The organism is Nonomuraea jabiensis (assembly GCF_014204795.1).
GTDB lineage: Bacteria > Actinomycetota > Actinomycetes > Streptosporangiales > Streptosporangiaceae > Nonomuraea > Nonomuraea jabiensis.
Genome location: NZ_JACHMB010000001.1, coordinates 11,622,501 through 11,645,934, shown reverse-complemented (window position 1 = coordinate 11,645,934; position 23,434 = coordinate 11,622,501). Strand labels below are relative to the sequence as shown.

Below are 23,434 nucleotides of genomic sequence, written 5' to 3'. Positions count from 1 at the left end.
AAACGTACTAACGACTAGGGCGCCAGTCGCGGCACCGGTAGAGCCGCGTTTCCGGCTCTGGCGTGGGCGGAGTTGTGCGGGCTGTCGAGTAAAACGTTTGTATCGGCGCGCGCACGGAGACCGCATTCCTCGCTGCTCATAACGTTAAGGTAACACCAGCATCACGGGTCACGCCTGGATTCGGCGTGCCTGCCTGCGTAATCACCCCTGTTGATCAGCGGGAACCCGCCCGGGACGGCGGGCCGGGCCTTGTGCGACGCACTTGAGGAACGTTTTAATCCCCCGTAAACGCTGACGTAACACGCTGTGAGCGCTAACAGACTTGCGAAAGGCAGGTTTCATGCCGGACGTCATCGCCTACGGCGGGGACTGGAATCCAGAGCAGTGGCCCGAGGAGACGTGGGAGCAGGACGTCGCGCTGATGCGCGAGGCCGGCGTCAACCGGGTCAGCGTCGGCATCTTCTCCTGGTCGCTGCTGGAGCCGGCCGAGGGAGTGTTCGACTTCGGCTGGTTCGACCGCGTGATGGACCTGCTGGCCACGAACGGGATCAAGGCCAACCTGGCCACCCCGACCGCCGCCCCGCCGCCCTGGTTCGGGGACGCCTACCCGGAGGCGCTGCCGGTGGACGCCGACGGGCGGCGGCTGACCCACGGCAGCAGGCAGGGCTTCTGCCCCAGCTCGCCGATCTACCGCGAGAAGGCGCTGCGCATCGCCGAGCAGCTGGCCACGCGCTACCGGGACCACGAGGCGCTGGCCCTGTGGCACGTACACAACGAGTACGGCTGCCACAACGCGCGCTGCTTCTGCGACACCTCGGCGGCGGCCTTCCGCGCCTGGCTGCGCTCGCACTACGCCTCGCTCGACGCGCTCAACGACGCGTGGGGCACCGCGTTCTGGTCCCAGCGCTACAGCGACTGGGCCCAGATCCTGCCGCCGCGCGCCACCCCCACCTTCCCCAACCCCGGCCAGCAGCTCGACTTCCGCCGCTTCAGCTCCGACGCGCTCATCGAGCTCTACACCGCCGAGCGCGACCTGCTCAGGAAGATCGCCCCGGGCGTGCCCGCGACCACCAACCTGATGGCCGGCGCGCACTGGGACATGGACTGCTGGGCCTTCGCCGCCGAGATGGACGTGGTCTCCACCGACCACTACCTGATCGGCGCCCGCGCGGAGCCGCACATCGACCTGGCCTTCGCCGCCGACTACGCCCGCTCGCTCAACGGCGGCCGGCCCTGGCTGCTGATGGAGCACTCGACCAGCGCCGTCAACTGGCAGCCGCGCAACCGCGCCAAGGCCCCCGGCGAGCTGCGCCGCAACTCCCTGACCCACCTGGCCAGGGGCGCGGACGGGATCATGTACTTCCAGTGGCGAGCCTCCCGCGCCGGCGCCGAGAAGTGGCACTCGGCGATGCTGCCGCACGCGGGCACCAACACCAAGATCTGGCGGGAGGTGACCGCGCTCGGCGCCGAGCTGGCTCGGCTCGCCGACGTGGCGGGCAGCACGGTCAGCGCCGACGTCGCGATCCTCATCGACCACTCCAGCGTGTGGGCCCAGGACCACCCGGCCCAGCCGTCCGTGGACATGGACCCGGTGGAGGAGGCCAAGCGCTGGCACGCCGCGCTCTGGCGGGCCGGCGTCACCTGCGACCTGGCCCACCCCGAGGGCGACCTGACCGGCTACCGCCTGGTGCTGGTGCCCGCGCTCTACCTGGTGAGCGACGCGGGGGCGGCCAACCTGGCGCGGTTCGTGGAGCGGGGCGGCGTCGCGCTCGTGGGCCCGTACAGCGGGATCGTGGACGAGTACGACCGGGTGCGGCTCGGCGGCTACCCCGGGGCGTGGCGCGACCTGCTCGGCGTGAGCGTGGAGGAGTTCTTCCCCCTCGACGGGCCGATCGCGCTGGCCTCGGGCGCGTCGGGGACCGCCTGGAGCGAGGTGGCGCACGCCGCAGGCGCGAAGGTCCTCGACACCTACGCCACCGGAGAGCCCGCCTGGACCCGCAACGAGTGGGGCGACGGGTTCGCGCACTACCTCACCACCAGACTCGACGACGACGGCCTGGCCGAGGTCATAGCCGCCGTCGTGGCGGAGGCGGGCGTCGAGCCCGTCGCCGCCGCCCCCGCCGGGGTGGAGGTCGTACGGCGCTCACACGCCGACGGCCGCTCCTACCTGTTCGCCGTCAACCACACGGGCGAGGACGCGGTCGTGATCCCGCCCGGCGGCGACCCGGTCACCGTGGCGGCGGGCGACGTCCACGTGATCTACGCCTGACGGCGGGGCGCCTTCGGGCGTTCCGCCATTTGGCTCTGGAAAGCGCTTCCCTCAGTACCACCGACCAACCCCCCTGAGGGGCGCGTGCGAGCGCGCCCCTCCCCGCCTGGAGGTGTACCTGTGTCCGAGCAGATCTCACGCCGCGACGTCCTGAAGGGGTTAGCCGTCGCCGGAGCCGCCGTCCCGCTGGCCTCGGCGCTGGAGTCACCCGCACTCGCCGCGCCGGCGATCCCCGACGTCCCCCTGCGCTGGCTGGAGGGCAGGCCCGCCGAGGCGCCCGGCACCACCTGGGGCGTCCCGTGGCCGAAGGGCGCCGTGCCGGTGAGCTCGGCCAAGGAGCAGGCGTTCGCGCTCACCGCGGCCGACGGCGCGGCCGTGCCGGTGCAGACGTGGCCGCTGGCGTACTGGCCGGACGGGTCGCTGAAGTGGACGGCCCACGCGATCGGCCCAGGGACGCCCGTGGCCGAGTCGTACACGCTGCGGCCCGGCCCAGTCGCGGCCACAGTCGCCGCGCCCGCCAAGCCGGTCACCGTCAAGGACGAGAAGCAGTACGTGGACGTGGACACCGGCGTGATCCGCGCCCGCGTGCGCAAGAGCGGCAGCGAGCTGATCAGCCAGATCTGGCGCGGTGAGACCGAGATCGCCCGCAAGGGGCAGCTCGTCAACCTCCGCCAGGGCAAGATCGACGACGATGACGACCGCACGGTCGAGGTCGACTCCTACCTGAGCGACATCTCGAAGGTGGAGGTCGAGCAGTCCGGCCCGGTTCGGGCGGTCGTCCGGATCGAGGGCCGCCACACCTCCAAGAAGGGCCGCTCGTGGCTGCCGTTCACGATCAGGCTCTACTTCTACGCGGGCGCGGAGAGCGTGCGGATGACGCACACGTTCGTGTTCGACCGCGACGGGCAGCACGACTTCGTCGCCGGGCTCGGCGTGCGCTTCCGCGTCCCGATGCGGGACGAGCCGTACAACCGGCACATCCGGTTCGTGGGCGACGGGCACGGCCTGCTCACCGAGGCCGTCAAGGGCATCACGGGCCTGCGCCGCGACCCCGGCGCGGCCGTGCGCAAGGCGCAGGTGGCCGGGCAGCGGCTGCCGGACATCGCCACCTGGGACACGCGGGTCAGCAGCCGCGTCCACCTCATCCCCGACTGGGGCGACTACAGCCTCGCTCAGCTGTCCTCCGAGGGCTTCACGCTCAAGAAGCGCACCAAGAAGGGGTACGGCTGGGTCGCCGTCGACCAGGGCCGGCGGGCCTCCGGGTTCGGGTACGTGGGCGGGGCGAGCGGCGGGTTCGCGTTCGGCCTGCGGGACTTCTGGCAGCGGCACCCCACCCAGCTCGACATCCGCGGGGCCGCCTCGGAGGAGGCCGAGGTCACCGTCTGGCTCTGGTCGCCGGAGGCCGGGCCGATGGACACCCGCTTCTACCACGACGGCATGGGCCAGGACACCTACCCGGAGCAGATCGAGGGCCTCAACATCACGTACGAGGACTACGAGCCCGGCTTCGGCACGCCGCTCGGGATCGCGCGTACGAGCGAGCTGACCTTCTGGGCGCTGGCCGCCACCCCGGACGCCGCCCGGCTCGGGGCGATGGCCGACGCCGTCCGGACGCCGCCCCTGATCGTCGCGCCGCCCGCGCACCTGGCCGCCGCCAAGGTGTTCGGCGGCCTGTTCAGCCCCGTCGACCGCTCGACGCCCGGCAGGAAGACCATCGAGGACCGCCTCGACTTCCTCTTCGACTACTACCGCAAGCAGGTCGAGCAGCGGCACTGGTACGGCTTCTGGGACTACGGCGACATCATGCACACCTTCGACGAGGACCGGCACGTCTGGCGCTACGACGTCGGCGGTTACGCCTGGGACAACTCGGAGCTCTCGCCCGACCTGTGGCTCTGGTACGCCTACCTGCGCTCGGGGCGCGCCGACGTCTTCCGCTTCGCCGAGGCGATGACCCGGCACACCGGCGAGGTGGACGTCTACCACCTCGGGCCCTGGGCCGGGCTCGGCAGCCGGCACAACGTGCAGCACTGGGGGTGCAGCGCCAAGCAGCAGCGCATCTCGACCGCGGTCTACCGGCGCATCTTCTACTTCCTGACCGCCGACGAGCGCACCGGCGACCTCATGCGGGCCCTGGTGGACTCCGACAAGACGTTCCTGGCCATCGACCCGCTGCGCAAGATCCGCACGGAGCCGTACACGCCGGACCCCTCGGCCCTGGCGATCGGGCTGGGCACCGACTGGAGCGGCCTGGCCGCCGCCTGGCTGACCGAGTGGGAACGCGGCGGGGACCCGGTGGCCGAGAAGAAGCTCAAGGCCACCATGCGGACCATCGCCGCCATGCCCAACGGCTTCGTCACCGGGGAGGGCCTCTACAACCTCAGCACCGGCGAGTTCGCCCCGGCCCCCAAGAAGGTCGCGGTGTCCCACCTGTCGGCCATGTTCGGCCAGGTCGAGATCTGCGCCGAGCTCATCGACCTGGTGGACATGCCGGACTTCGAGCGGGCCTGGCTCCAGTACTGCCGCCTGTTCAACGCCACCAAGGCCGAGCAGGCCGCCGAGACGGGCGCGAACTTCGGCAACCTCATCCTCAAGCAGGGGCACTCCCGGCTCACGGCGTACGCGGCGGTCCGGCTCCGGCGCGACGACCTCGCCGCCCGGGCGTGGACGGAGTTCGCCACGGGGGACGGCTACGCGCCGGACCTGCCGTGGAAGTCGGAGAAGGTCACGACGACTCTCAACCCGACGGACGAGGCGGCCTGGGTCTCCACCAACACCACGGCCCTGTACGGGCTGGCGGCCATCCAGAACCTGGCCCTCGTCGGCGACAAGCTCCCCACCTGACCACCCCCGCCCCGCCGTCACCGGCGGATTAAAACGTGTCAGTGTAGCTGCGCGATCACCCCTCGGGACTGGTGGGTGGGAGCGCATTGACAGCGAGCATCAGGAATCATAGTTTCCTGCACGAAGGATTAAAACGTTTTGAAGGGAGTGTCAGTGCAACGCGTCTGCTTCCTGCTGAAAGTCCGCCCAGAGCGGCTGGCGGAGTACCGCGAACGCCACCGAGACGTCTGGCCGGAGATGCGAGAGGCGCTCGCGCGTACCGGCTGGCACAACTACTCGCTCTTCCTCAAGGACGACGGCCTCCTCGTGGGCTACCTGGAGACCGAGGACTTCGAGGCAGCCCGGAAGGCCATGGCCGAGACCGAGGTCAACGCCCGCTGGCAGGCCGAGATGGCGCCGTTCTTCGAGAGCCTCGACGGGCGGCCCGACGAGGGCATGCACCCGCTGGACGAAGTGTTCCACCTGGATTGATCGGGGAGTAATGACTGACATCAAGGCCGCGCTGCGGGCGCAGCACATCGAGACGCCGTCCTGGGCCTACGGCAACAGCGGTACGCGGTTCAAGGTGTTCGCGCAGAAGGGGGTGCCGCGCGACCCGTACGAGAAGCTCGCCGACGCCGCCCAGGTGCACGCCTACACCGGGATCGCCCCCACGGTCGCCCTGCACATCCCGTGGGACAAGGTGGACGACTACGCCGACCTGGCCAGGCACGCCCGCGAGCTGGGCGTGGGCATCGGAGCCATCAACTCCAACGTCTTCCAGGACGACGACTACATGCTCGGCAGCGTCACCAACCCGTCCGCGCGGGTGCGCCGCAAGGCCACCGACCACCTGCTCGAGTGCGTGGACATCATGGACGCCACCGGCTCCGACACGCTCAAGCTCTGGTTCTCGGACGGCATCAACTACCCGGGCCAGGACGACATCAGGGCCCGCCAGGACCGCCTGGCCGAGTCCCTGGCCGAGGTCTACGACCGGCTCGGCGAGGGCCAGCGCTTCCTGCTGGAGTACAAGCTCTTCGAGCCCGCCTTCTACGCCACCGACGTGCCCGACTGGGGCACCGCGTACGCCCACTGCGTCAAGCTCGGCCCCAAGGCGCAGGTCGTGGTGGACACCGGCCACCACGCGCCGGGCACCAACATCGAGTTCATCGTCGCCTTCCTCCTGCGTGAAGGAAAGCTCGGCGGGTTCGACTTCAACTCGCGCTTCTACGCCGACGACGACCTGATGGTGGGGGCGGCGGACCCGTTCCAGCTGTTCCGCATCATGTTCGAGGTCGTGCGCGGCGGCGGGCTCGACGCCGAGGCCGGCGTGGCGTTCATGCTCGACCAGTGCCACAACATCGAGCCCAAGATCCCGGGCCAGATCCGCTCGGTCATGAACGTCCAGGAGGCCACCGCCAAGGCGCTGCTGGTGGACCGGGAGGCGCTGGCCGCCGCCCAGTCCGAGGGCGACGTGCTGGGCGCGAACGCCGTGTTCATGGACGCCTACAACACCGACGTGCGGCCGCTGCTCGCCGAGTTGCGGGAGGAGTCGGGGCTGGCGCCCGACCCGATGACCGCGTACGCCAAGTCCGGATATTTCGAGAAGATCGCCGCCGAGCGTGTCGGCGGCAACCAGGCCGGCTGGGGGGCCTGACCAACCATGGAAGTCGTTAAGGAACTGCTGGAACGCTCGCACCGGCTGGGCGCCGACCCGCGCAACACCAACTACGCGGGCGGCAACACCTCGGCCAAGGGCGCGGCGCCCGACCCGGTCACCGGCGAGGACGTCGAACTCCTCTGGGTCAAGGGCTCGGGCGGCGACCTGGGCACGCTGAAGGAGTCCGGGCTCGCCGTGCTCCGCCTGGACCGCCTGCGCGCGCTCGTGAACGTCTACCCGGGCGTGGAGCGCGAGGACGAGATGGTCGCCGCGTTCGACTACTGCCTGCACGGCAAGGGCGGCGCCGCGCCGTCGATCGACACCGCCATGCACGGCCTGGTCGAGGCCGCGCACGTCGACCACCTGCACCCCGACGCCGGGATCGCGATCGCGACCGCGGCCGACGGCGAGGAGCTGACCAGGCGCGTCTTCGGCGACCGCGTGGTGTGGGTGCCGTGGCGGCGGCCCGGCTTCCAGCTCGGCCTGGACATCGCCGCCATCAAGGAGGCCAACCCGCAGGCCATCGGCTGCATCCTCGGCGGCCACGGCATCACCGCCTGGGGCGCCACGGCGCAGGAGTGCGAGTCCCGCTCGCTGGAGATCATCCGCACCGCGGAGGCGTACCTGGCCGAGCACGGCCGCCCCGACCCGTTCGGCTCGGAGATCTACCAGACGCTGCCGGAGGCCGAGCGGCACGCGCGGGCCGCCGCGCTGTTCCCGCACATCCGCGGCCTGGCCTCCACCGACCTGCGCGTCGTCGGCCACTACACCGACACGCCCGAGGTGCTGGACTTCGTCTCCCGCGCCGAGCACCCGCGCCTGGCGGCCCTGGGCACCTCCTGCCCCGACCACTTCCTGCGGACCAAGGTCGCGCCGCTGGTGCTCGACCTGCCGCCGGACGCGCCCCTGGAGCAGGCCGTCGAGCGGCTGCGCGAGCTGCACATCGCCTACCGCGCCGACTACACCGCCTACTACGACCGCAACGCCACCCCGGACTCGCCGCCCATGCGCGGCGCTGACCCGGCGATCGTGCTGGTGCCGGGCGTCGGCATGTTCTCGTTCGGCAAGGACAAGCAGACCGCCCGCGTGGCCGGCGAGTTCTACGTCAACGCCATCAACGTCATGCGCGGGGCCGAGTCCGTCTCCACGTACGCGCCCATCCCCGAGTCGGAGAAGTTCCGCATCGAGTACTGGGAGCTGGAGGAGGCCAAGCTCCGCCGCATGCCCAAGCCGAAGCCCCTGGCCACCCGCGTCGCGCTGGTGACCGGCGGCGGCTCGGGCATCGGCGCGGCCACCGCCCGCCGCCTGGCCGCCGAGGGCGCCTGCGTGGTGGTCGCCGACCGCGACGTGGCCGCCGCGGAGAAGGTCGCCGCCGAGATCGGCGCGGCCGCGTACCGGGTGTCCGACGTCGCGGTGGCGGTCGCCGTGGACGTCACCTCGGAGGAGCAGGTCGCCGCGGCGGTACGCGCGGGCGTGCTGGCCTTCGGCGGCGTGGACCTGGTCGTCAACAACGCCGGCCTGTCACTGTCCCGCGGGCTGCTGGAGACCACCCTGGACGACTGGGACCTGCAGCACGACGTGATGGCCAGGGGCTCGTTCCTGGTGGCGCGCGAGACGGCCCGGGTCCTGATCGACCAGGGGCTGGGCGGCGACATCGTCTACATCTCCTCCAAGAACGCCGTCTTCGCCGGCCCGAACAACGTCGCCTACGGCGCGGCCAAGGCCGACCAGGCGCACCAGGTCCGGCTGCTGGCGGCCGAGCTGGGCACGCACGGCATCCGCGTCAACGGGATCAACCCCGACGGCGTGGTACGCGGCTCCGGCATCTTCGCCTCCGGCTGGGGCGCCAACCGCGCGGCCGTCTACGGCGTGGAGGAGGAGAAGCTCGGCGAGTTCTACGCCCAGCGGACCCTGCTCAAGCGCGAGGTCCTGCCCGAGCACGTGGCCGCCGCCGTCTTCGCCCTCACCGGCAACGACCTCACCCACACCACGGGCCTGCACATCCCGGTGGATGCGGGCGTGGCCGCCGCCTTCCTGCGCTGACCGCTCAGGAGTAGGCAGCCACCATCCCGACCACCATGAGCGCGGCTCCGGCCGCCGTGACCAGGAACCCCCCGGCCACGGCGGCCCGCCGCCCCCTGCGCGCGCCCGCCCAGTACATGATCACGTACGGCAGGAACCCCAGCCCCCCGAACCCGACCGCCGGCAGCGTCAAGGCCGCCAAGACCCCCTTCGTCCCGGCCGGTACCGCGCGGTCGCCTTCCGGCGTGAGCTGGGCCTGCGTCACGTCGCCCGCCTCGGAGTCCGGCGAGGCGTCCACCGCCACGGCGCTCCCGCCGGAGTCCGGAGTGAAGATCCCCTGGCAGTCGTAGCGGCCCTCGCCCAGCGCCTCGCACGAGGCCACCCGCAGCGTCCCCGGCGTGCCGGCCCGCCCTGTGGCCAGCTCCAGATCGCCGATCGCGAACGCCGCCGGCGCCAGGCACACCGTCAGCCAGAGCAGCACGAGGACGATCCGGCCGAGCCGCCCCGGATCCCTCCCGCCAGGGGTGACGAACTGCATATCGGGCAAGAAGTCGCTCATGCGCCCCATCGTCGCCGCCCCGGCTTGGCATTCACCTGCAGCGCACTGGGAACACTCACCGTCTCACGATGTGGACATATGGACGGTTCCAGCTTGCATGTCCATCCCGTGGAGTGCATTATTTTCACGGTAAGGTCATGAGCAAGGATGCATGAATATGCAGGAGAGAGGGCTGAATGAGGGCAGCGGTCGCGGGTGCCAGCGGCTACGCGGGAGGAGAGCTGCTCCGCCTCCTCCTAGGGCACCCCGAGTTCGAGATCGGCGCGCTCACCGCGGCGTCCAGTGCGGGCAGCCGCCTCGGCGCTCACCAGCCTCACCTGCCGCAGCTGGCCGACCGGATCATTGAGGACACCGTCGCCGACACGCTGGCCGGGCACGACGTCGTCTTCCTCGCCCTGCCGCACGGCCACTCGGCCGCCGTCGCCGCCCAGCTCGGCACGGAGACGATCGTCGTCGACTGCGGTGCCGACCACCGGCTCACCGACCCGGCCGCCTGGCAGGAGTTCTACGGCGGCGAGCACGCCGGGTCCTGGCCCTACGGCCTGCCCGAGCTGCCCGGCCAGCGGGAGGTCCTGCGGACGGCCACCCGCATCGCGGTCCCCGGCTGCTACCCGACCTCCGTCCTGCTGGCCCTGTCGCCCGCGTTCGCCGCGGGCCTGGCCGAGCCGGACGTGGTCGTGGTGGCCGCCAGCGGCACCAGCGGCGCCGGCAAGTCGCTCAAGCCCAACCTGCTCGGCAGCGAGGTCATGGGCTCGGTCAGCGCGTACGGCGTGGGTGGCGTCCACCGGCACACCCCCGAGATGGAGCAGGGCCTGTCGGCCGTCGCCGGCGCCCCGGTCCGCGTCTCGTTCACCCCGACGCTGGCCCCCATGAGCCGCGGCATCCTCGCCACCTGCACCGCCCCGGCCGCGCCCGGCCTCACCAAGGAGGCGCTGCGGACGGCGTACGAGGTCGCGCTGAAGGACGAGCCGTTCGTCAAGCTCCTGCCCGAGGGCACGTGGCCGGCCACCTCCATGACCTACGGCGCCAACACCGCCGCCCTGCAGGTGACGCTCGACGAGCGCGCGGGCCGCGTGGTCGCCGTCATCGCCATCGACAACCTCACCAAGGGCACGGCCGGAGGCGCCGTCCAGAGCGTGAACCTCGCACTTGGCCTCCCCGAAGAGCTCGGCCTTCCCCTGACAGGAGTCGCACCTTGAGCGTAACTGCACCACTCGGTTTTCGGGCCGCGGGCATCGCCGCCGGGATCAAGTCCGGCGGCGCCCGTGACCTGGCCCTCGTCGTCAACGACGGGCCCAGCAGGGCCGCCGCCGGTGTCTTCACCGCCAACCGCGTGAAGGCCGCCCCCGTGCTGTGGTCGCAGCAGGTCCTGGCCGGCGGGCGGCTGCGAGCGGTCGTGCTCAACTCCGGCGGAGCCAACGCCTGCACCGGCCCCGAGGGCTTCCAGGACACCCACGCCACCGCCGAGAAGGTGGCCGAGGTGCTCCAGGACTCCGCGGGCGAGGTCGCCGTCTGCTCCACCGGCCTGATCGGCGAGCGGCTGCCGATGGACGCGCTGCTGGCCGGCGTCGAGACCGCCGCCACCCAGCTCTCCCGCGACGGCGGCCTGGCCGCCGCCGACGCCATCCGTACCACGGACACCGTCTCCAAGATCTCGTTCCGGCGGGGCAGCGGATACATGGTCGGCGGCATGGCCAAGGGCGCGGGCATGCTCGCCCCCTCCCTGGCCACGATGCTGTGCGTGATCACCACCGACGCCGACCTCACCAGTGAGGAGCTCGACGCCGCGCTGCGCAGGGCCACGGCCAGGACGTTCGACCGCCTCGACACCGACGGCTGCATGTCCACCAACGACACCGTGCTCCTGCTGTCCAGCGGCGCCGCCGGCGTCAAGCCGGACCTGGCCGAGTTCGAGCAGAAGGTCCACGAGGTCTGCGCCGACCTGGCCAGGCAGCTCCTGGTCGACGCCGAGGGCGCCTCCAAGGCCATCGCCATCGAGGTCGTCGGCGCCGACTCCGAGGACGACGCCGTCAAGGTCGGCCGCGCGGTCTCGCGTTCCAACCTGCTCAAGTGCGCCATCCACGGCGAGGACCCCAACTGGGGCCGCGTCCTGGCCGCCGTCGGCACCACCGACGCGGTGTTCGAGGCCGACCGCCTGAACGTGGCCATCAACGGCATCTGGATCTGCCGCGGCGGCGCGGTCGGCGACGACCGCTCCAAGGTGGACATGCGCCCGAGGGACGTGACGATCACGATCGACCTGTCGGCAGGACCGCACACCGCGACGGTGCACACCACGGACCTGACGGCCGAGTACGTCCACGAGAACTCGGCGTACTCCTCGTGAGGGCCGTCAGCGCGCAGACCAAGGCGGAGTCGCTGATCGAGGCGCTGCCCTGGCTGACCCGCTTCCACGGCGCGACCGTCGTCATCAAGTACGGCGGCAACGCCATGACCGACGAGTCGCTCAAAGCGGGCTTCGCCGAGGACGTCGTCTTCCTGCAGCACGCGGGCCTGCGCCCGGTCGTCGTGCACGGCGGCGGCCCGCAGATCAGCAGCGCCCTCGCCAAGCTGGGCATCGAGTCGACGTTCACCGCCGGGCTGCGGGTCACCACGCCGGAGGCCATGGAGGTCGTCAGGATGGTCCTGGTCGGCCAGGTCAACCGCGACATCGTGGGCCTGGTCAACCGGCACGGCCCGTTCGCCGTCGGCATGTCCGGCGAGGACGCCCACCTGTTCACGGCCGTGCGCAAGCACGCGATCGTGGACGGCGAGCCCGTCGACATCGGCCAGGTCGGCGAGATCATCAAGGTCGAGCCGGGCGCGGTGCGGGCCCTGATCGACAACGGCCGCATCCCGGTCGTCTCCAGCGTGGCGCGCGGGGACGACGGGCAGGTCTACAACGTGAACGCCGACACCGCCGCGGCCGCGCTGGCCGTGGCGCTCGAGGCGCAGAAGCTGATCGTCCTCACCGACGTCGAGGGCCTGTACGCCAACTGGCCCGACGACACCGACGTGATCGACCAGCTCGGCGCCGACGAGCTCGAGACGCTGCTACCGACGCTGTCCAGCGGCATGGTCCCCAAGATGGAGGCCTGCCTGGCCGCGGTCCAGGGCGGCGTCCCGCAGGCCCACGTGCTCGACGGCCGCGTGCCGCACTCACTGCTGCTGGAGATATTCACCAATGAGGGAATCGGAACGATGGTGGTGCCCTGATGAGCCTGTATAAGAGGTTCGAGACTGCCTTCATGCCCAACTACGGCGTCCCGCCGGTGGCGCTGGCGCGAGGCGAGGGCACTCGCGTCTGGGACGTGGACGGCAACGAATACCTCGACTTCATCGGCGGCATCGCGACCAGCTCGCTCGGTCACGCCCACCCCGCCCTGGTCGAAGCCGTCTCCAAGCAGGTCGCCACGATCGCGCACACCAGCAACCTGTTCCTGCACGAGCCCGAGGTGCTGCTCGCCGAGAAGCTCCTCACCCTGCTCAACGCCCCGGGCAAGGTCTTCTTCGCCAACTCCGGCACCGAGGCCAACGAGGCCGCCTACAAGCTCGCCGTCAAGTACGGCAAGCGCGAGGGCCGCTCCTACTTCGTCGCCGCCGAGAACGGCTTCCACGGCCGCACGATCGGCGCGCTGTCGCTGACCGGCAAGCCGTCGATCCGCGACCAGTTCGGGCCCTTCCCGATCGACGTCCGCTTCGTCCCGTACGGCGACGCCACCGCGCTCAAGGAGGCCGTGACCGGCGACTGCATCGCGGTCTTCCTGGAGCCCACCCAGGGCGAGGCCGGCGTCGTGCCGCCGCCCGAGGGCTACTTCGAGGCGGCCCGCGAGATCTGCGACTCCACGGGCGCCCTCCTGGTCGCCGACGAGATCCAGTCGGCGATCGGCCGCACCGGCCACTGGTTCGCGCACCAGGCCGACGGCGTCACGCCCGACATCCTGACCCTGGCCAAGGGACTGGGCGGCGGGCTGCCGATCGGCGCGTGCATCGGGTTCGGCGACGCGGGCAAGCTGTTCGCCAAGGGCGACCACGGCTCCACGTTCGGCGGCAACCCGGTCGCCTGCGCCGCGGCCCTGGCCGTGCTCGACAACGTCGACCTCGACCACGTCAGGTCGGCCTCCGCGCGGCTGCGCTCCGGCCTGGAGTCGATCCGGCACCCGCTGCTGAAGGGCGTGCGCGGGCGCGGCCTCTGGCTGGCCACCGTGCTGAGCGAGCCCCGCTCGGCCGAGGTCCAGAGCGCCGCCCAGAGCGCCGGCTTCCTGGTCAACGCCCTGCAGCCGGACGCCGTACGCATCGCGCCGCCGCTGGTGGTCACGGCGGAGGAGATCGACAAGTTCCTGGCCACCTACCCGGCGATCCTCTCGGAGGCGGCCAAGTGACCAGGCACAGCGCGGACTCGGCGCAAATCAGACACTTCCTGAGGGATGACGACCTCACGCCCGCCGAGCAGGCGGAGGTGCTCGACCTCGCCGCGGCCATGAAGAAGGACCGGTTCGGCTACCGCCCGTTCGAGGGCCCGCAGACGGTCGCGGTCCTGTTCGACAAGCCGTCGGCCCGCACGCGCGTCTCCTTCCACACCGGCATCGGCGAGCTCGGCGGCCTGCCGCTGGTCGTGGACAACGTCTCGGTCCTCATGGGCCGCGGCGAGCCCACCGCCGACATCGCCCGGGTGCTCGACCGGCAGGTCGCCGCCATCGTGTGGCGGACCACCGGGCAGGAGCTCATCGACGAGATGGCCGCGCACTCCCGGGTGCCGGTCGTCAACGCGCTCACCGACGAGTTCCACCCCTGCCAGATCCTGGCCGACCTGCAGACCGTCCAGGAGAGGCTCGGCCGGACCGCCGGCGTCACGCTCACCTACCTGGGCGACGGCGCCAACAACATGGCCCACTCCTACCTGCTCGGCGGGGCCACCGCCGGCATGCACGTGCGGATCGCGGCCCCGGCCGGCTACCAGCCCGACGCGGTCATCCTCGACCAGGCGGCCGCCATCGCCGCCAAGACGGGCGGCTCGGTGATCGCGCTGTCCGACCCGGTGGCCGCCGCCCAGGGCGCGCACGTCATCGCGACCGACACGTGGGTGTCGATGGGCCAGGACGGCAAGGAGGAGCGGGTCGCCGCGCTCATGCCGTACCAGGTCAACTCCGAGCTGCTCCAGCACGCCGCGCCCGACGCGATCGTGCTGCACTGCCTGCCCGCCTACCGCGACTACGAGATCACCGCCGAGGTCCTCGAGGGTCCGCAGAGCGTCGTGTGGGACCAGGCGGAGAACCGGTTGCACGCCCAGAAGGCACTCCTCCACTGGCTGGTGTCCCATCGATGACGATCCCCATGACCAAGGCGGCGCGGCAGGCGAAGATCACCGACCTGCTGCAGCGGCAGGCCGTGCGCTCCCAGCCGGAGCTGGCCAAGCTGCTGGCCGAGAGCGGCGTCGAGGTCACCCAGGCCACGCTCTCGCGTGACCTCGACGAGCTCGGCGCGCTCAAGCTGCGCGCCGACGACGGCTCCCTGGTCTACGCCCTGCCCGGCGAGGGCGGGGCCCGGATCCCGCTCACCCGCCTGGGCACCGGCGAGAGCCCGGCCGCGCGGCTGCACCGCATCGCCGAGGAGCTGCTGGTCGGCGCCGAGGCGTCGGCCAACCTGGTCATCGTACGGACCCCGCCGGGCGCGGCCCAGTTCCTGGCCTCCGCCATCGACCACGCCGACTGGGAGTCGATCCTCGGCACGGTCGCGGGCGACGACACGATCCTCGTGATCAGCCGCGACCCGACAGGCGGCCAGGCCGTCGCGGACGCGCTGCTGAGAGTGGCCGACCGGCGCGGCTGAATTCGATATTCGGAGAGATGTAATGCCCGAGCGGATAGTTCTCGCATATTCCGGCGGCCTGGACACCTCGGTCGCCATCCCGTACCTCGCCGAGAAGATGGACGCCGAGGTCGTCTGCGTCGCCGTGGACCTCGGCCAGGGCGGCGAGGACATGGAGGCGATCCGGAGGCGGGCCGTCGACTGCGGCGCGGTCGAGTCGATCGTGGTGGACGCCAAGGAGGAGTTCGCCGCCGACTTCTGCGTGCCCGCGCTGCGGGCCAACGCCCTCTACATGGACCGCTACCCGCTGGTCTCCTCGCTGTCGCGGCCCCTGATCGTCAAGCACCTGGTCGCGGCGGCCAGGCGGTACGGCGGCACGGTCGTCTCGCACGGCTGCACCGGCAAGGGCAACGACCAGGTCCGCTTCGAGGCCGGCCTGGCCGCCCTCGCCCCCGGCCTCAAGGTTGTCGCGCCCGCCCGCGACTTCGCCTGGACGCGCGACAAGGCCATCGAGTACGCCGAGGCCAGGGGCCTGCCCATCGAGACGTCGAAGAAGAACCCGTTCTCCATCGACCAGAACCTCTGGGGCCGCGCCGTCGAGACCGGCTTCCTCGAGGACATCTGGAACGGCCCCACCGAGGACGTCTACTCCTACACCAGTGACCCGGCCGGGCCGCGCGAGGCCGACGAGGTCGTCATCACGTTCGAGCAGGGCGTCCCGGTCGCGATCGACGGGCGGGCGCTGACGCCGTACCAGGTCATCGACGAGCTGAACCGGCGCGCGGGCGCGCAGGGCGTCGGCCGGATCGACCTGGTCGAGGACCGCCTGGTCGGCATCAAGTCGCGCGAGGTGTACGAGGCGCCCGGCGCCGTCGCCCTCATCACCGCGCACATGGAGCTGGAGAACGTCACCGTCGAACGCGACCTGGCCCGCTTCAAGCGCGGCGTGGACCAGCGGTGGGGCGAGCTCGTCTACGACGGCCTGTGGTTCTCGCCACTCAGGAGCGCCCTCGACGCGTTCATCGCCGAGGCGCAGCAGCACGTCTCCGGCGACATCCGCATGACGTTGCACGGCGGCCGGGCCACTGTCACCGGCCGCCGCTCGGAGGATTCTCTGTACGATTTCTCGCTGGCCACCTACGACACCGGCGACACGTTCGACCAGTCGCTGGCCAAAGGATTCGTCCAGCTGTTCTCCCTCCCCACTAAGATCGCCGCCGCACGGGACGCCAAGAACGGCTGACGTGCACTATGGTCGCGCCGGAGCACAGCAGCTCGGGGCGAGAGAACGAGGAACGATGCAGACGGGTCCCGAAGCGGGTGCGACCATTGAAATGGTCACGAAGGAGATAACGGTGAGTGATGGCAAGCCGATGCGGCTGTGGGGCGGACGCTTCGAGAGCGGTCCGTCCGACGCGCTGGCCCGGCTGTCGGTGAGCGTGCACTTCGACTGGCGGCTCGTGCCGTACGACCTGGCCGCGTCCAGGGCGCACGCCCGCGTGCTGCACAGGGCGGAGCTGCTGAGCGACGAGGAGCTCGAGCGCATGATCGGCGCGCTCGACGACCTGGAGCGCGCCTGCAAGGAGGGCGAGTTCCGGCCGACGGTCGCCGACGAGGACGTGCACACGGCGCTGGAGCGCGGCCTGCTGGAGCGGCTCGGCTCGCTGGGCGGCAAGCTCCGCGCGGGCCGTTCGCGCAACGACCAGATCGCCACCGACCTGCGCCTCTACCTGCGCGATCACGCCCGCACGGTCGTGTCCCGCCTGGTCGAGCTGGAGACGGCGCTCATGGCCCAGGCCGCCACGCACGCCGAGACGGCCGCGCCCGGCATGACGCACCTGCAGCACGCGCAGCCGGTATCGTTCGGCCACCAGCTCCTGGCCCACGTGCACGCCTTCGCCCGCGACATCGACCGGCTCATCGACTGGGACAAGCGCGCCGCGATCTCCCCGCTCGGCGCCGGCGCGCTGGCGGGCTCGTCGCTGCCGCTCGACCCGCAGGCCGTGGCCGAGGAGCTCGGCTTCGCGGCCGCCGCGCCCAACTCGATGGACGCCGTCGCCGACCGCGACTTCGCGGCGGAGTTCCTGTTCGACGCGGCCATGATCGGCGTGCACCTGTCGCGGCTGGGCGAGGAGATCGTCCTGTGGGCCTCGCAGGAGTTCCGCTGGATCGAGATGGACGACGCCTACTCCACCGGCTCGTCGATCATGCCCCAGAAGAAGAACCCCGACGTCGCCGAGCTGGCCCGCGGCAAGTCCGGGCGCCTCATCGGCAACCTGATGTCGCTGCTGACCACCCTCAAGGGCCTGCCGCTGACCTACAACCGCGACCTGCAGGAGGACAAGGAGCCCGTCTTCGACGCGGTCGACACGCTGCTCCTGGTCCTGCCGGCGATGGCCGGGCTGGTCGCGACCATGCGGGTCAACACCGCCCGCATGGAGGCCTCGGCGCCCGACGGGTTCGCGCTGGCCACCGACCTGGCCGAGCTGCTCGTCCGCCGCGGGGTCCCGTTCCGCGAGGCCCACGAGGCCGTCGGCCACCTGGTGGTGTGGTGCCAGGTCAACGACAAGGACCTCGGCGACCTCACGGACGAGGAGCTGATCAAGGTGTCGACGCACCTGACGCCCGACGTCCGCGACGTGCTCAACGTGCCCGGCGCCCTGGCCGCCCGCAAGGCCCACGGCGGCACCGCGCCCGACCGCGTCCGCGACCAGCTCGCCGCCCTGCGGGAGGCGGTCGACGCGCAGGCGGCATGGGCAGCGGGGAGCTGAGCTCCGCCGCGCTGCCGCGGGGTTTCTTCGACCGGCCGTCGCACGAGGTCGCGCCCGACCTGCTCGGGCGCGTGCTCGTGCACGGCCCCGTCGCCGTGCGCCTGACCGAGGTCGAGGCGTACGGCGGGCCCGGTGAGGATCCGGCGGCGCACACCTACCGGGGCAAGACGCCGCGGAACGCGGTCATGTTCGGCCCGCCGGGGCACCTGTACGTGTACTTCACGTACGGCATGCACTTCTGCGCGAACCTGGTGTGCCTGCCCGAGGGCTTCGGCTCGGCCGTGCTGCTGCGGGCGGGGGAGGTGGTGGCGGGCATCGACGAGGCCCGCGCCCGGCGCATGTCCACGGGCACCGGCCGCACCTCCACGGGCACCGGTCCCGCGACCACGGGCACCGGTCCCGCGACCACGGGCACCGGTCCCGCGACCACGGGGGCCGGTTCTGCGTCCTCACGCGCCTCGGGCAACGGCTCGTCCGCAGCGGGACCACCGCGCGGCCGGGTGATCCCCGACCGGGACCTCGCCCGCGGCCCGGCCAGGCTCGCCGTCGCCCTCGGCCTGCTCCGCGAGCACAACGGCCTCGACGCGATCGCGGGGGCCTCTTTCATAGCTGAGATGGCCGACATAGCCGATGTTGCCGACGCGGCCGATCGGCGGCTGACCGGCGTTCCGCATGGAGCCGCGGTCATGCTGGAGGGCCGCCCGGCGGAGGCGGCGTCGATCAGGTCAGGCCCGCGTACCGGCATCTCGACCGCCAAGGACACGCCGTGGCGGTTCTGGATCGACGGCGACCCGACCGTGTCGCCGTACCGCGCTCACGTGCCCCGCCGCCGCAACGCCGCGGCCACCTCGGTGGGAGGGGCATCCAGGTCGTGACGGCTGAAAATGTGCAGGTTGTCGCCCGTGTCGATCTCCAGGATCTCGCTCCGCCGCCCCCACCGCCTGCTCACGTCGACCTTGATGTCCCGGATCGCCTCCCACGGCACGTGCCGCTTGCCCGCGAACCCGTGCACCACGGTGATCCCACTCTGATCGGCCGCCAGCCGTACGGGGGCGATCAGATCGCGCACCCCCATCCCGCCTACCAGCACGGCCGCCGGCACGGCCAGGATCACCCCACGGACATCGCCGGCGACCCACCAGTAGACGGCGAGCCCAGCACACGCCAGAGCCCCTAAAATCTTGAAAACGGCCAGCTCGCGACGGACCCTCCACATGGAGACAGAGCGTATCCAAGTGGCGGTTGTCCCGGACGATCGGGCACGCTTGTCTTACTCAACGTCCAACGTCTCTACGGAAAGCCGGCACCGTGACCGACATTCTCGATGACCTCGCGTGGCGAGGGCTTATCGCTCAGTCCACCGACCTCGACGCCCTGCGCGCGTCCATGGCCAAGGGCCCGATCACGGTCTATTCCGGTTTTGACCCCACCGCCGCCTCCTTGCACGTCGGCCACTTCGTGCCGCTGCTCACGCTGCGCCGCCTCCAGCTCGCCGGGCACCGCCCGATCGGCCTGGTCGGCGGCGCCACCGGCCTGATCGGCGACCCGAGCGGACGCAACACCGAGCGCTCCCTCAACGCCACGGAGGTCGTCGCGGAGTGGGTGGAGCGCCTGCGCGGCCAGGTCGGCCGCTTCCTCGACTTCGACGTCCAGCCGAACGCCGCCCAGCTGGTCAGCAACCTCGACTGGACCGGCGAGCTGAGCGCCATCGACTTCCTGCGCGACATCGGCAAGCACTTCCCGGTCAACCGCATGCTCGCCAGGGAGGCCGTCTCGGCGCGCCTGCAGGGGGAGGGGCTGAGCTACACCGAGTTCAGCTACCAGATCCTGCAGGCCAACGACTACCTGGAGCTGTTCCGCCGCCACAACTGCACGCTGCAGATCGGCGGCAGCGACCAGTGGGGCAACATCACGGCGGGCGCCGACCTCATCCGCCGCATCGAGGGCGGGCACGTCCACGCGCTCACCCTGCCGTTGATCACGAAGGCCGACGGCACCAAGTTCGGCAAGACGGCGGGCGGCGCCCTCTGGCTCGACCCGGAGATGACCTCGCCGTACGCGTTCTACCAGTACTTCCTCAACTCCGACGACCGTGACGTGATCCACTACCTCAAGGTCTTCACCTTCAGGACCCGCGAGGAGATCGAGGCCCTGGAGAAGGCCGTCGCCGAGCGCCCCTTCGCCCGCGAGGCGCAGCGGACGCTCGCCGAGGACCTCACCGAGCTGCTCCACGGCAAGCAGGAGCTCGACGCGGTCGTGGCGGCCTCGAAGGCGCTGTTCGGGCAGGGCGCGCTGGAGGAGCTGCCCGCCTCCACGCTGGGGGCGGCGCTGGCCGAGGTGCCGAAGGCCACGGTCCCCGCGCTCGGGACGACGTTCGTCGACCTCCTGGCCGACAGCGGCCTGGTGGAGTCGAAGTCGGCGGCCAGGCGGGCGGTGAAGGAGGGCGGGGCGTACCTCAACAACGTCAAGATCACCGACGAGGCGTACGTACCCGGCTCCGAGGACCTGCTGCACGGACGCTTCATGGTGCTCCGGCGCGGCAAGAAGTCGATCGGCGGCGTCGAGGTCGGCTGACCTCCGCGGGCCCTTGCCCCATCCGGGGGAGGGCCCGCTTCCGTGTGGTGCGTCAGCGGCGGAAGGCGCGTGGTGCGTCAGCAGGCGCCGGTGGGCGTCAGCGGCGGACGAACAGTGCCACCGTCAGCCCCGGCAGCTCGGCGGAGTGCTTGGCCAGGCTCAGCTTGAACCCCGCCTTCACCACCTCGGCCACCCGCGGGACCGCGTCGCCGTCGAGGCCCGACTGCTTGCTCCCGCGCCACACCACCCAAACCCGGTCACGCCCGTCCAGCGCGGCCGCCGCGTCCGGCCGCTCCGGATACCCGAACCCGTCGGGCGAGGGCTCTTCCCCGGTCTTGAGCACGTCCACCGGCATCAAGGAGTCCGCGTAGTACTCGAAGCCCGTGCGGAGCTGGCTCTGGCCGTACACGATCGCGTCGTCGGGCTCGGCCTTGATCACGCGCAACGCCCACGGGATGTTCTCGAAACGGCCGTTCTCCTCGCGTACCGTGACGTGCTCCTGGACGGACAGCGCGCACCCGAGCAGCACCACCACGACCGCCGCCACCACCTGGAACCGGGGCAGGGCCGCCACGGCGAGCCCCGCCAGCAGCGCCAGCGCGGGGGCGGTCACGAACAGGTACCGGTCCACGTAGACAGGCGTCACGAGCTGCGACACGGCGAGCAGCAGCACCGGCGGCAACACCAGCCACCCGACCAGCACGAACGCCCACACCCTGCCCTCGTCGGCCGCGGCCCTCCAGAGCACCACCGCGCCGACCAACGCCAGGGCGAACAACATCACGCCCAGCCCTGTCGCCCCCGCCGCCATCTTCGGGAACTTCAGCCACACCTCCGGCCCCCGCTGCGGGATCCAGCTGATCGCGTGCCGCTCCCCGAACCCCACCAGCCCCAGCACCGCGGCGGGCACGCACCCGACGGCCATCGCCGACAGCATCGGCACCACCCGGCCCCGCCGTACCAGCAGCAACTGGGCGGGCAGCACGAGCACCGCGAACAGGTGGGTGGAGCACACCAGGGCCACCGCGACCCCGTACACCACCCACCGCCTGACCTCGGAGCGCTCCATGGCCCGGTGCAGCGCCCAGAACGAGAACGCCACCGCCGCCGCCGCGAACGCGTACGACCTGGCAAAAGCCCCGAAGTAGGACACCGAGGGCAGGATCGCGAAGACGGCGGCCGCGATCACCCCGGCTCGCGTGCTGTCCAGCCGCCGCCCCAGATCGACCAGGAACCAGGCAGCCACCCCGATCCCCACCGCCGACGGCAGCCGCAGCCACAACTCCGCCGTACCTGCCTTTACCCAGAGGTGCATGAACAGGTAGTACGGGAGGAAATGACCGTCGATGTGCCGGGCCAGCTCCCACATCCCGGACAGCGAACGGGAAGCGGCGCTGATGGTGGCCAGCTCGTCGCCGTTCAGGGTGGCGGATCCCGTACCGGTGAATGCCGCGATGCCGGCGAGCAAGGACATCCACCATGGGGTGAACGTGCGGAGGCGTTCGGCGGGACGGGCGGGGGGAGCTAGCGTGGCGGCAGTGGTCACCGGGGCAGAATACGCGGGGGAAGGTCGGGAGTATTCGCGTTCGCCCCTTATGCAGCACTGCGACCGGGACGCGCGCCTTCAGACCGACCGCGTCCGCGGCGCCTTGCAGCCGTACCGGCTCGCCATCGGATCCATCTCCGCGCAGCCGCTCGTCGTGATGCAGCTCGCCCTCGGCGCAACGCGGACAGTGGCGCTTGCCCACGCACTCTGACCAGGTCGGCGACTCGCGCCATCCGGCCGGGGACCAGAGCGCCCCGACCCGTTCAGGGTCCGCCTCCGTCGGACAGCGGCGCCCGCTCGGTGTGGAACGAGCCGTTCGACGCCGGCGCTGATCGCATGGGCCGCGCCGAACCGAGCCCACCCCGCGGCACAACGGGGCCGGTCAGACGACCCGGGCCGGTGCCGGGACCGGGCCTTCGCCAGGGCCGGCGCGCGGTCATTGCCGGGTGACGCGCGTCGGCTTCATGACAATCACCACCCGCCGCTCGGCATCCCCGACCGGCCGCTCGTACTCCAGGCCGTAGCGGTTGGCCAGCACGTCGAAGAAGTCGCCCGAAGGGTCGGGCTCCAGCCGCTCGACCACGCCCCGGATCTCCAGATAGCGGTACGGCTGCTCAGGGTCGTTGATGGAGACCGCTACCTGCGGATGCTGCTGGACATTCCGGTACTTGAATCGATCCATCGTGGTCGTGAAGCGCAAGTGCTCCCCGTCCCAGATCGTCCAGACCGGGTTCACGTTGGGCGTACCGTCGGGCCCGATCGTCGCCAGGTGGGCGAACAGCGGCCGCTTCAGCAGGTCCAAGTGGCTGTCGGGAATGATCATGTCTCTCCTCCGAAGCGTAGATGCACGCGCCAGGTTATCAAAGCTTTGATAACCATCAATGTTGTACTATTTCTGGTATGGGGATGCCTGCGGACGAACGCCTCGGTCTGGACATCAAGCGTGCGGAGCAGGCGCTGATCGCGGCCAAGCAGGCCGCCGTCCGGCCGGCGGGGCTGACCGTGCCCCAGTACGCGACGCTGTTCGCGCTGGCCGACAACCCCGGAATCTCGGGCGCGGCGCTGGCCCGAGCATGCCTGGTGACGCCCCAGGCCATGACCGTCGTGCTCAAGAACCTGGAGGAACGCGGCCTCATCGAACGCTCCCCGCACCCATGGCATCGAAACGTCCTGGAGACCCGGCTGACCGAGGCCGGACGTTCGGCGCTGAATGCGGCGGACGAGCGCGCTGTGGTCATCGAACGAACGATCGCGGGTGAGTTCAGCGCAGAGGAACGCGAGCAACTGCGCGGCCTGCTGGCCCGGTGCGCCGAGGCGATCGCCCGCGCCACCCTGGAGCTGTGACGCCAAGAGACCGTCCCGCCATGCCGCCGGGAGGGTCAGGACCTGGCGCTCGATG

At 71.3% G+C, this 23,434-nt stretch carries 21 protein-coding genes; 17 read left to right on the top strand and 4 right to left on the bottom strand.

From position 1 onward, the window contains the following. Positions 1–340 precede the first annotated feature (340 nt). From HD596_RS53200 to HD596_RS53180, 5 genes are all read left to right on the top strand, one after another. Complete coding sequence (locus tag HD596_RS53200) at positions 341–2,269, top strand: beta-galactosidase (protein WP_185077048.1); 1,929 nt, start codon at positions 341–343, stop codon at positions 2,267–2,269. Positions 2,270–2,389: 120 nt separating this feature from the next. Continuing rightward, positions 2,390–5,113 (top strand): exo-rhamnogalacturonan lyase family protein, encoded by a 2,724-nt coding sequence (locus HD596_RS53195; protein WP_185077047.1) that lies wholly within the window; start codon positions 2,390–2,392, stop codon positions 5,111–5,113. Between the two features lie 153 nt (positions 5,114–5,266). Beyond that, positions 5,267–5,584, top strand: a complete 318-nt coding sequence (locus HD596_RS53190) for an L-rhamnose mutarotase (RefSeq protein WP_185077046.1) — start codon at positions 5,267–5,269, stop codon at positions 5,582–5,584. A gap of 10 nt (positions 5,585–5,594) precedes the next feature. Further along, positions 5,595–6,752: an L-rhamnose isomerase gene (rhaI, locus tag HD596_RS53185; RefSeq protein WP_185077045.1), complete on the top strand. Its 1,158-nt coding sequence runs from the start codon at positions 5,595–5,597 to the stop codon at positions 6,750–6,752. 6 nt (positions 6,753–6,758) lie between these two features. After that, positions 6,759–8,798: a bifunctional aldolase/short-chain dehydrogenase gene (locus HD596_RS53180; RefSeq protein WP_185077044.1), complete on the top strand. Its 2,040-nt coding sequence runs from the start codon at positions 6,759–6,761 to the stop codon at positions 8,796–8,798. 4 nt (positions 8,799–8,802) lie between these two features. Here HD596_RS53180 and HD596_RS53175 read toward each other — a convergent pair whose 3' ends face one another. After that, positions 8,803–9,336 (bottom strand): hypothetical protein, encoded by a 534-nt coding sequence (locus tag HD596_RS53175; RefSeq protein WP_246555463.1) that lies wholly within the window; start codon positions 9,334–9,336, stop codon positions 8,803–8,805. 176 nt (positions 9,337–9,512) lie between these two features. On the opposite strand from HD596_RS53175, the gene argC reads away from it, so the two are divergent. From argC to HD596_RS53130, 9 genes are all read left to right on the top strand, one after another. After that, on the top strand, positions 9,513–10,535 hold the full coding sequence (argC, locus tag HD596_RS53170) for an N-acetyl-gamma-glutamyl-phosphate reductase (protein WP_185077043.1): 1,023 nt from the start codon (positions 9,513–9,515) through the stop codon (positions 10,533–10,535). Further along, positions 10,532–11,683, top strand: a complete 1,152-nt coding sequence (argJ, locus tag HD596_RS53165; protein WP_185077042.1) for a bifunctional glutamate N-acetyltransferase/amino-acid acetyltransferase ArgJ — start codon at positions 10,532–10,534, stop codon at positions 11,681–11,683. Before argC ends, argJ begins: the two co-directional genes overlap by 4 nt. Further along, entirely contained in the window at positions 11,680–12,552 is an 873-nt protein-coding gene (gene argB / locus HD596_RS53160; protein ID WP_185077041.1) for an acetylglutamate kinase, read from the top strand. The genes argJ and argB overlap by 4 nt, the downstream gene beginning before the upstream one ends. Beyond that, complete coding sequence (locus tag HD596_RS53155) at positions 12,552–13,718, top strand: acetylornithine transaminase (RefSeq protein ID WP_185077040.1); 1,167 nt, start codon at positions 12,552–12,554, stop codon at positions 13,716–13,718. Before argB ends, HD596_RS53155 begins: the two co-directional genes overlap by 1 nt. Then, entirely contained in the window at positions 13,715–14,662 is a 948-nt protein-coding gene (argF, locus tag HD596_RS53150) for an ornithine carbamoyltransferase (protein WP_313046937.1), read from the top strand. Before HD596_RS53155 ends, argF begins: the two co-directional genes overlap by 4 nt. After that, entirely contained in the window at positions 14,659–15,165 is a 507-nt protein-coding gene (locus HD596_RS53145; protein ID WP_185077039.1) for an arginine repressor, read from the top strand. Before argF ends, HD596_RS53145 begins: the two co-directional genes overlap by 4 nt. 22 nt (positions 15,166–15,187) lie before the next feature. After that, positions 15,188–16,387: an argininosuccinate synthase gene (locus HD596_RS53140; protein WP_185077038.1), complete on the top strand. Its 1,200-nt coding sequence runs from the start codon at positions 15,188–15,190 to the stop codon at positions 16,385–16,387. A 91-nt stretch (positions 16,388–16,478) separates the two neighbouring features. After that, on the top strand, positions 16,479–17,915 hold the full coding sequence (argH, locus tag HD596_RS53135) for an argininosuccinate lyase (RefSeq protein WP_185077037.1): 1,437 nt from the start codon (positions 16,479–16,481) through the stop codon (positions 17,913–17,915). Beyond that, entirely contained in the window at positions 17,897–18,790 is an 894-nt protein-coding gene (locus HD596_RS53130; protein ID WP_185077036.1) for a DNA-3-methyladenine glycosylase, read from the top strand. Before argH ends, HD596_RS53130 begins: the two co-directional genes overlap by 19 nt. On the opposite strand, the gene HD596_RS53125 is transcribed toward HD596_RS53130, so the two are convergent. Further along, the gene (locus HD596_RS53125; protein WP_185077035.1) at positions 18,730–19,131 is read right to left on the bottom strand and encodes a PH domain-containing protein; all 402 of its coding nucleotides are present in this window, start codon (positions 19,129–19,131) and stop codon (positions 18,730–18,732) included. The genes HD596_RS53130 and HD596_RS53125 overlap by 61 nt on opposite strands. Before the next feature lie 92 nt (positions 19,132–19,223). Here HD596_RS53125 and tyrS point away from each other — a divergent pair, with 92 nt between their 5' ends. After that, positions 19,224–20,489 carry a tyrosine--tRNA ligase gene (gene tyrS, locus HD596_RS53120; RefSeq protein WP_185077034.1) on the top strand — a complete coding sequence of 422 codons (1,266 nt, stop codon included), beginning with the start codon at positions 19,224–19,226 and terminating at the stop codon, positions 20,487–20,489. Positions 20,490–20,586: 97 nt separating this feature from the next. Here tyrS and HD596_RS53115 read toward each other — a convergent pair whose 3' ends face one another. After that, positions 20,587–21,963: a glycosyltransferase family 39 protein gene (locus HD596_RS53115; protein WP_185077033.1), complete on the bottom strand. Its 1,377-nt coding sequence runs from the start codon at positions 21,961–21,963 to the stop codon at positions 20,587–20,589. Positions 21,964–22,018: 55 nt separating this feature from the next. On the opposite strand from HD596_RS53115, the gene HD596_RS53110 reads away from it, so the two are divergent. Next, positions 22,019–22,246 carry a hypothetical protein gene (locus HD596_RS53110; protein ID WP_185077032.1) on the top strand — a complete coding sequence of 76 codons (228 nt, stop codon included), beginning with the start codon at positions 22,019–22,021 and terminating at the stop codon, positions 22,244–22,246. Between the two features lie 225 nt (positions 22,247–22,471). Here HD596_RS53110 and HD596_RS53105 read toward each other — a convergent pair whose 3' ends face one another. Further along, the gene (locus HD596_RS53105; protein WP_185077031.1) at positions 22,472–22,858 is read right to left on the bottom strand and encodes a PPOX class F420-dependent oxidoreductase; all 387 of its coding nucleotides are present in this window, start codon (positions 22,856–22,858) and stop codon (positions 22,472–22,474) included. A 77-nt stretch (positions 22,859–22,935) separates the two neighbouring features. On the opposite strand from HD596_RS53105, the gene HD596_RS53100 reads away from it, so the two are divergent. Next, positions 22,936–23,379 (top strand): MarR family winged helix-turn-helix transcriptional regulator, encoded by a 444-nt coding sequence (locus HD596_RS53100; protein WP_221520022.1) that lies wholly within the window; start codon positions 22,936–22,938, stop codon positions 23,377–23,379. The last annotated feature ends 55 nt before the right edge of the window (positions 23,380–23,434 follow it).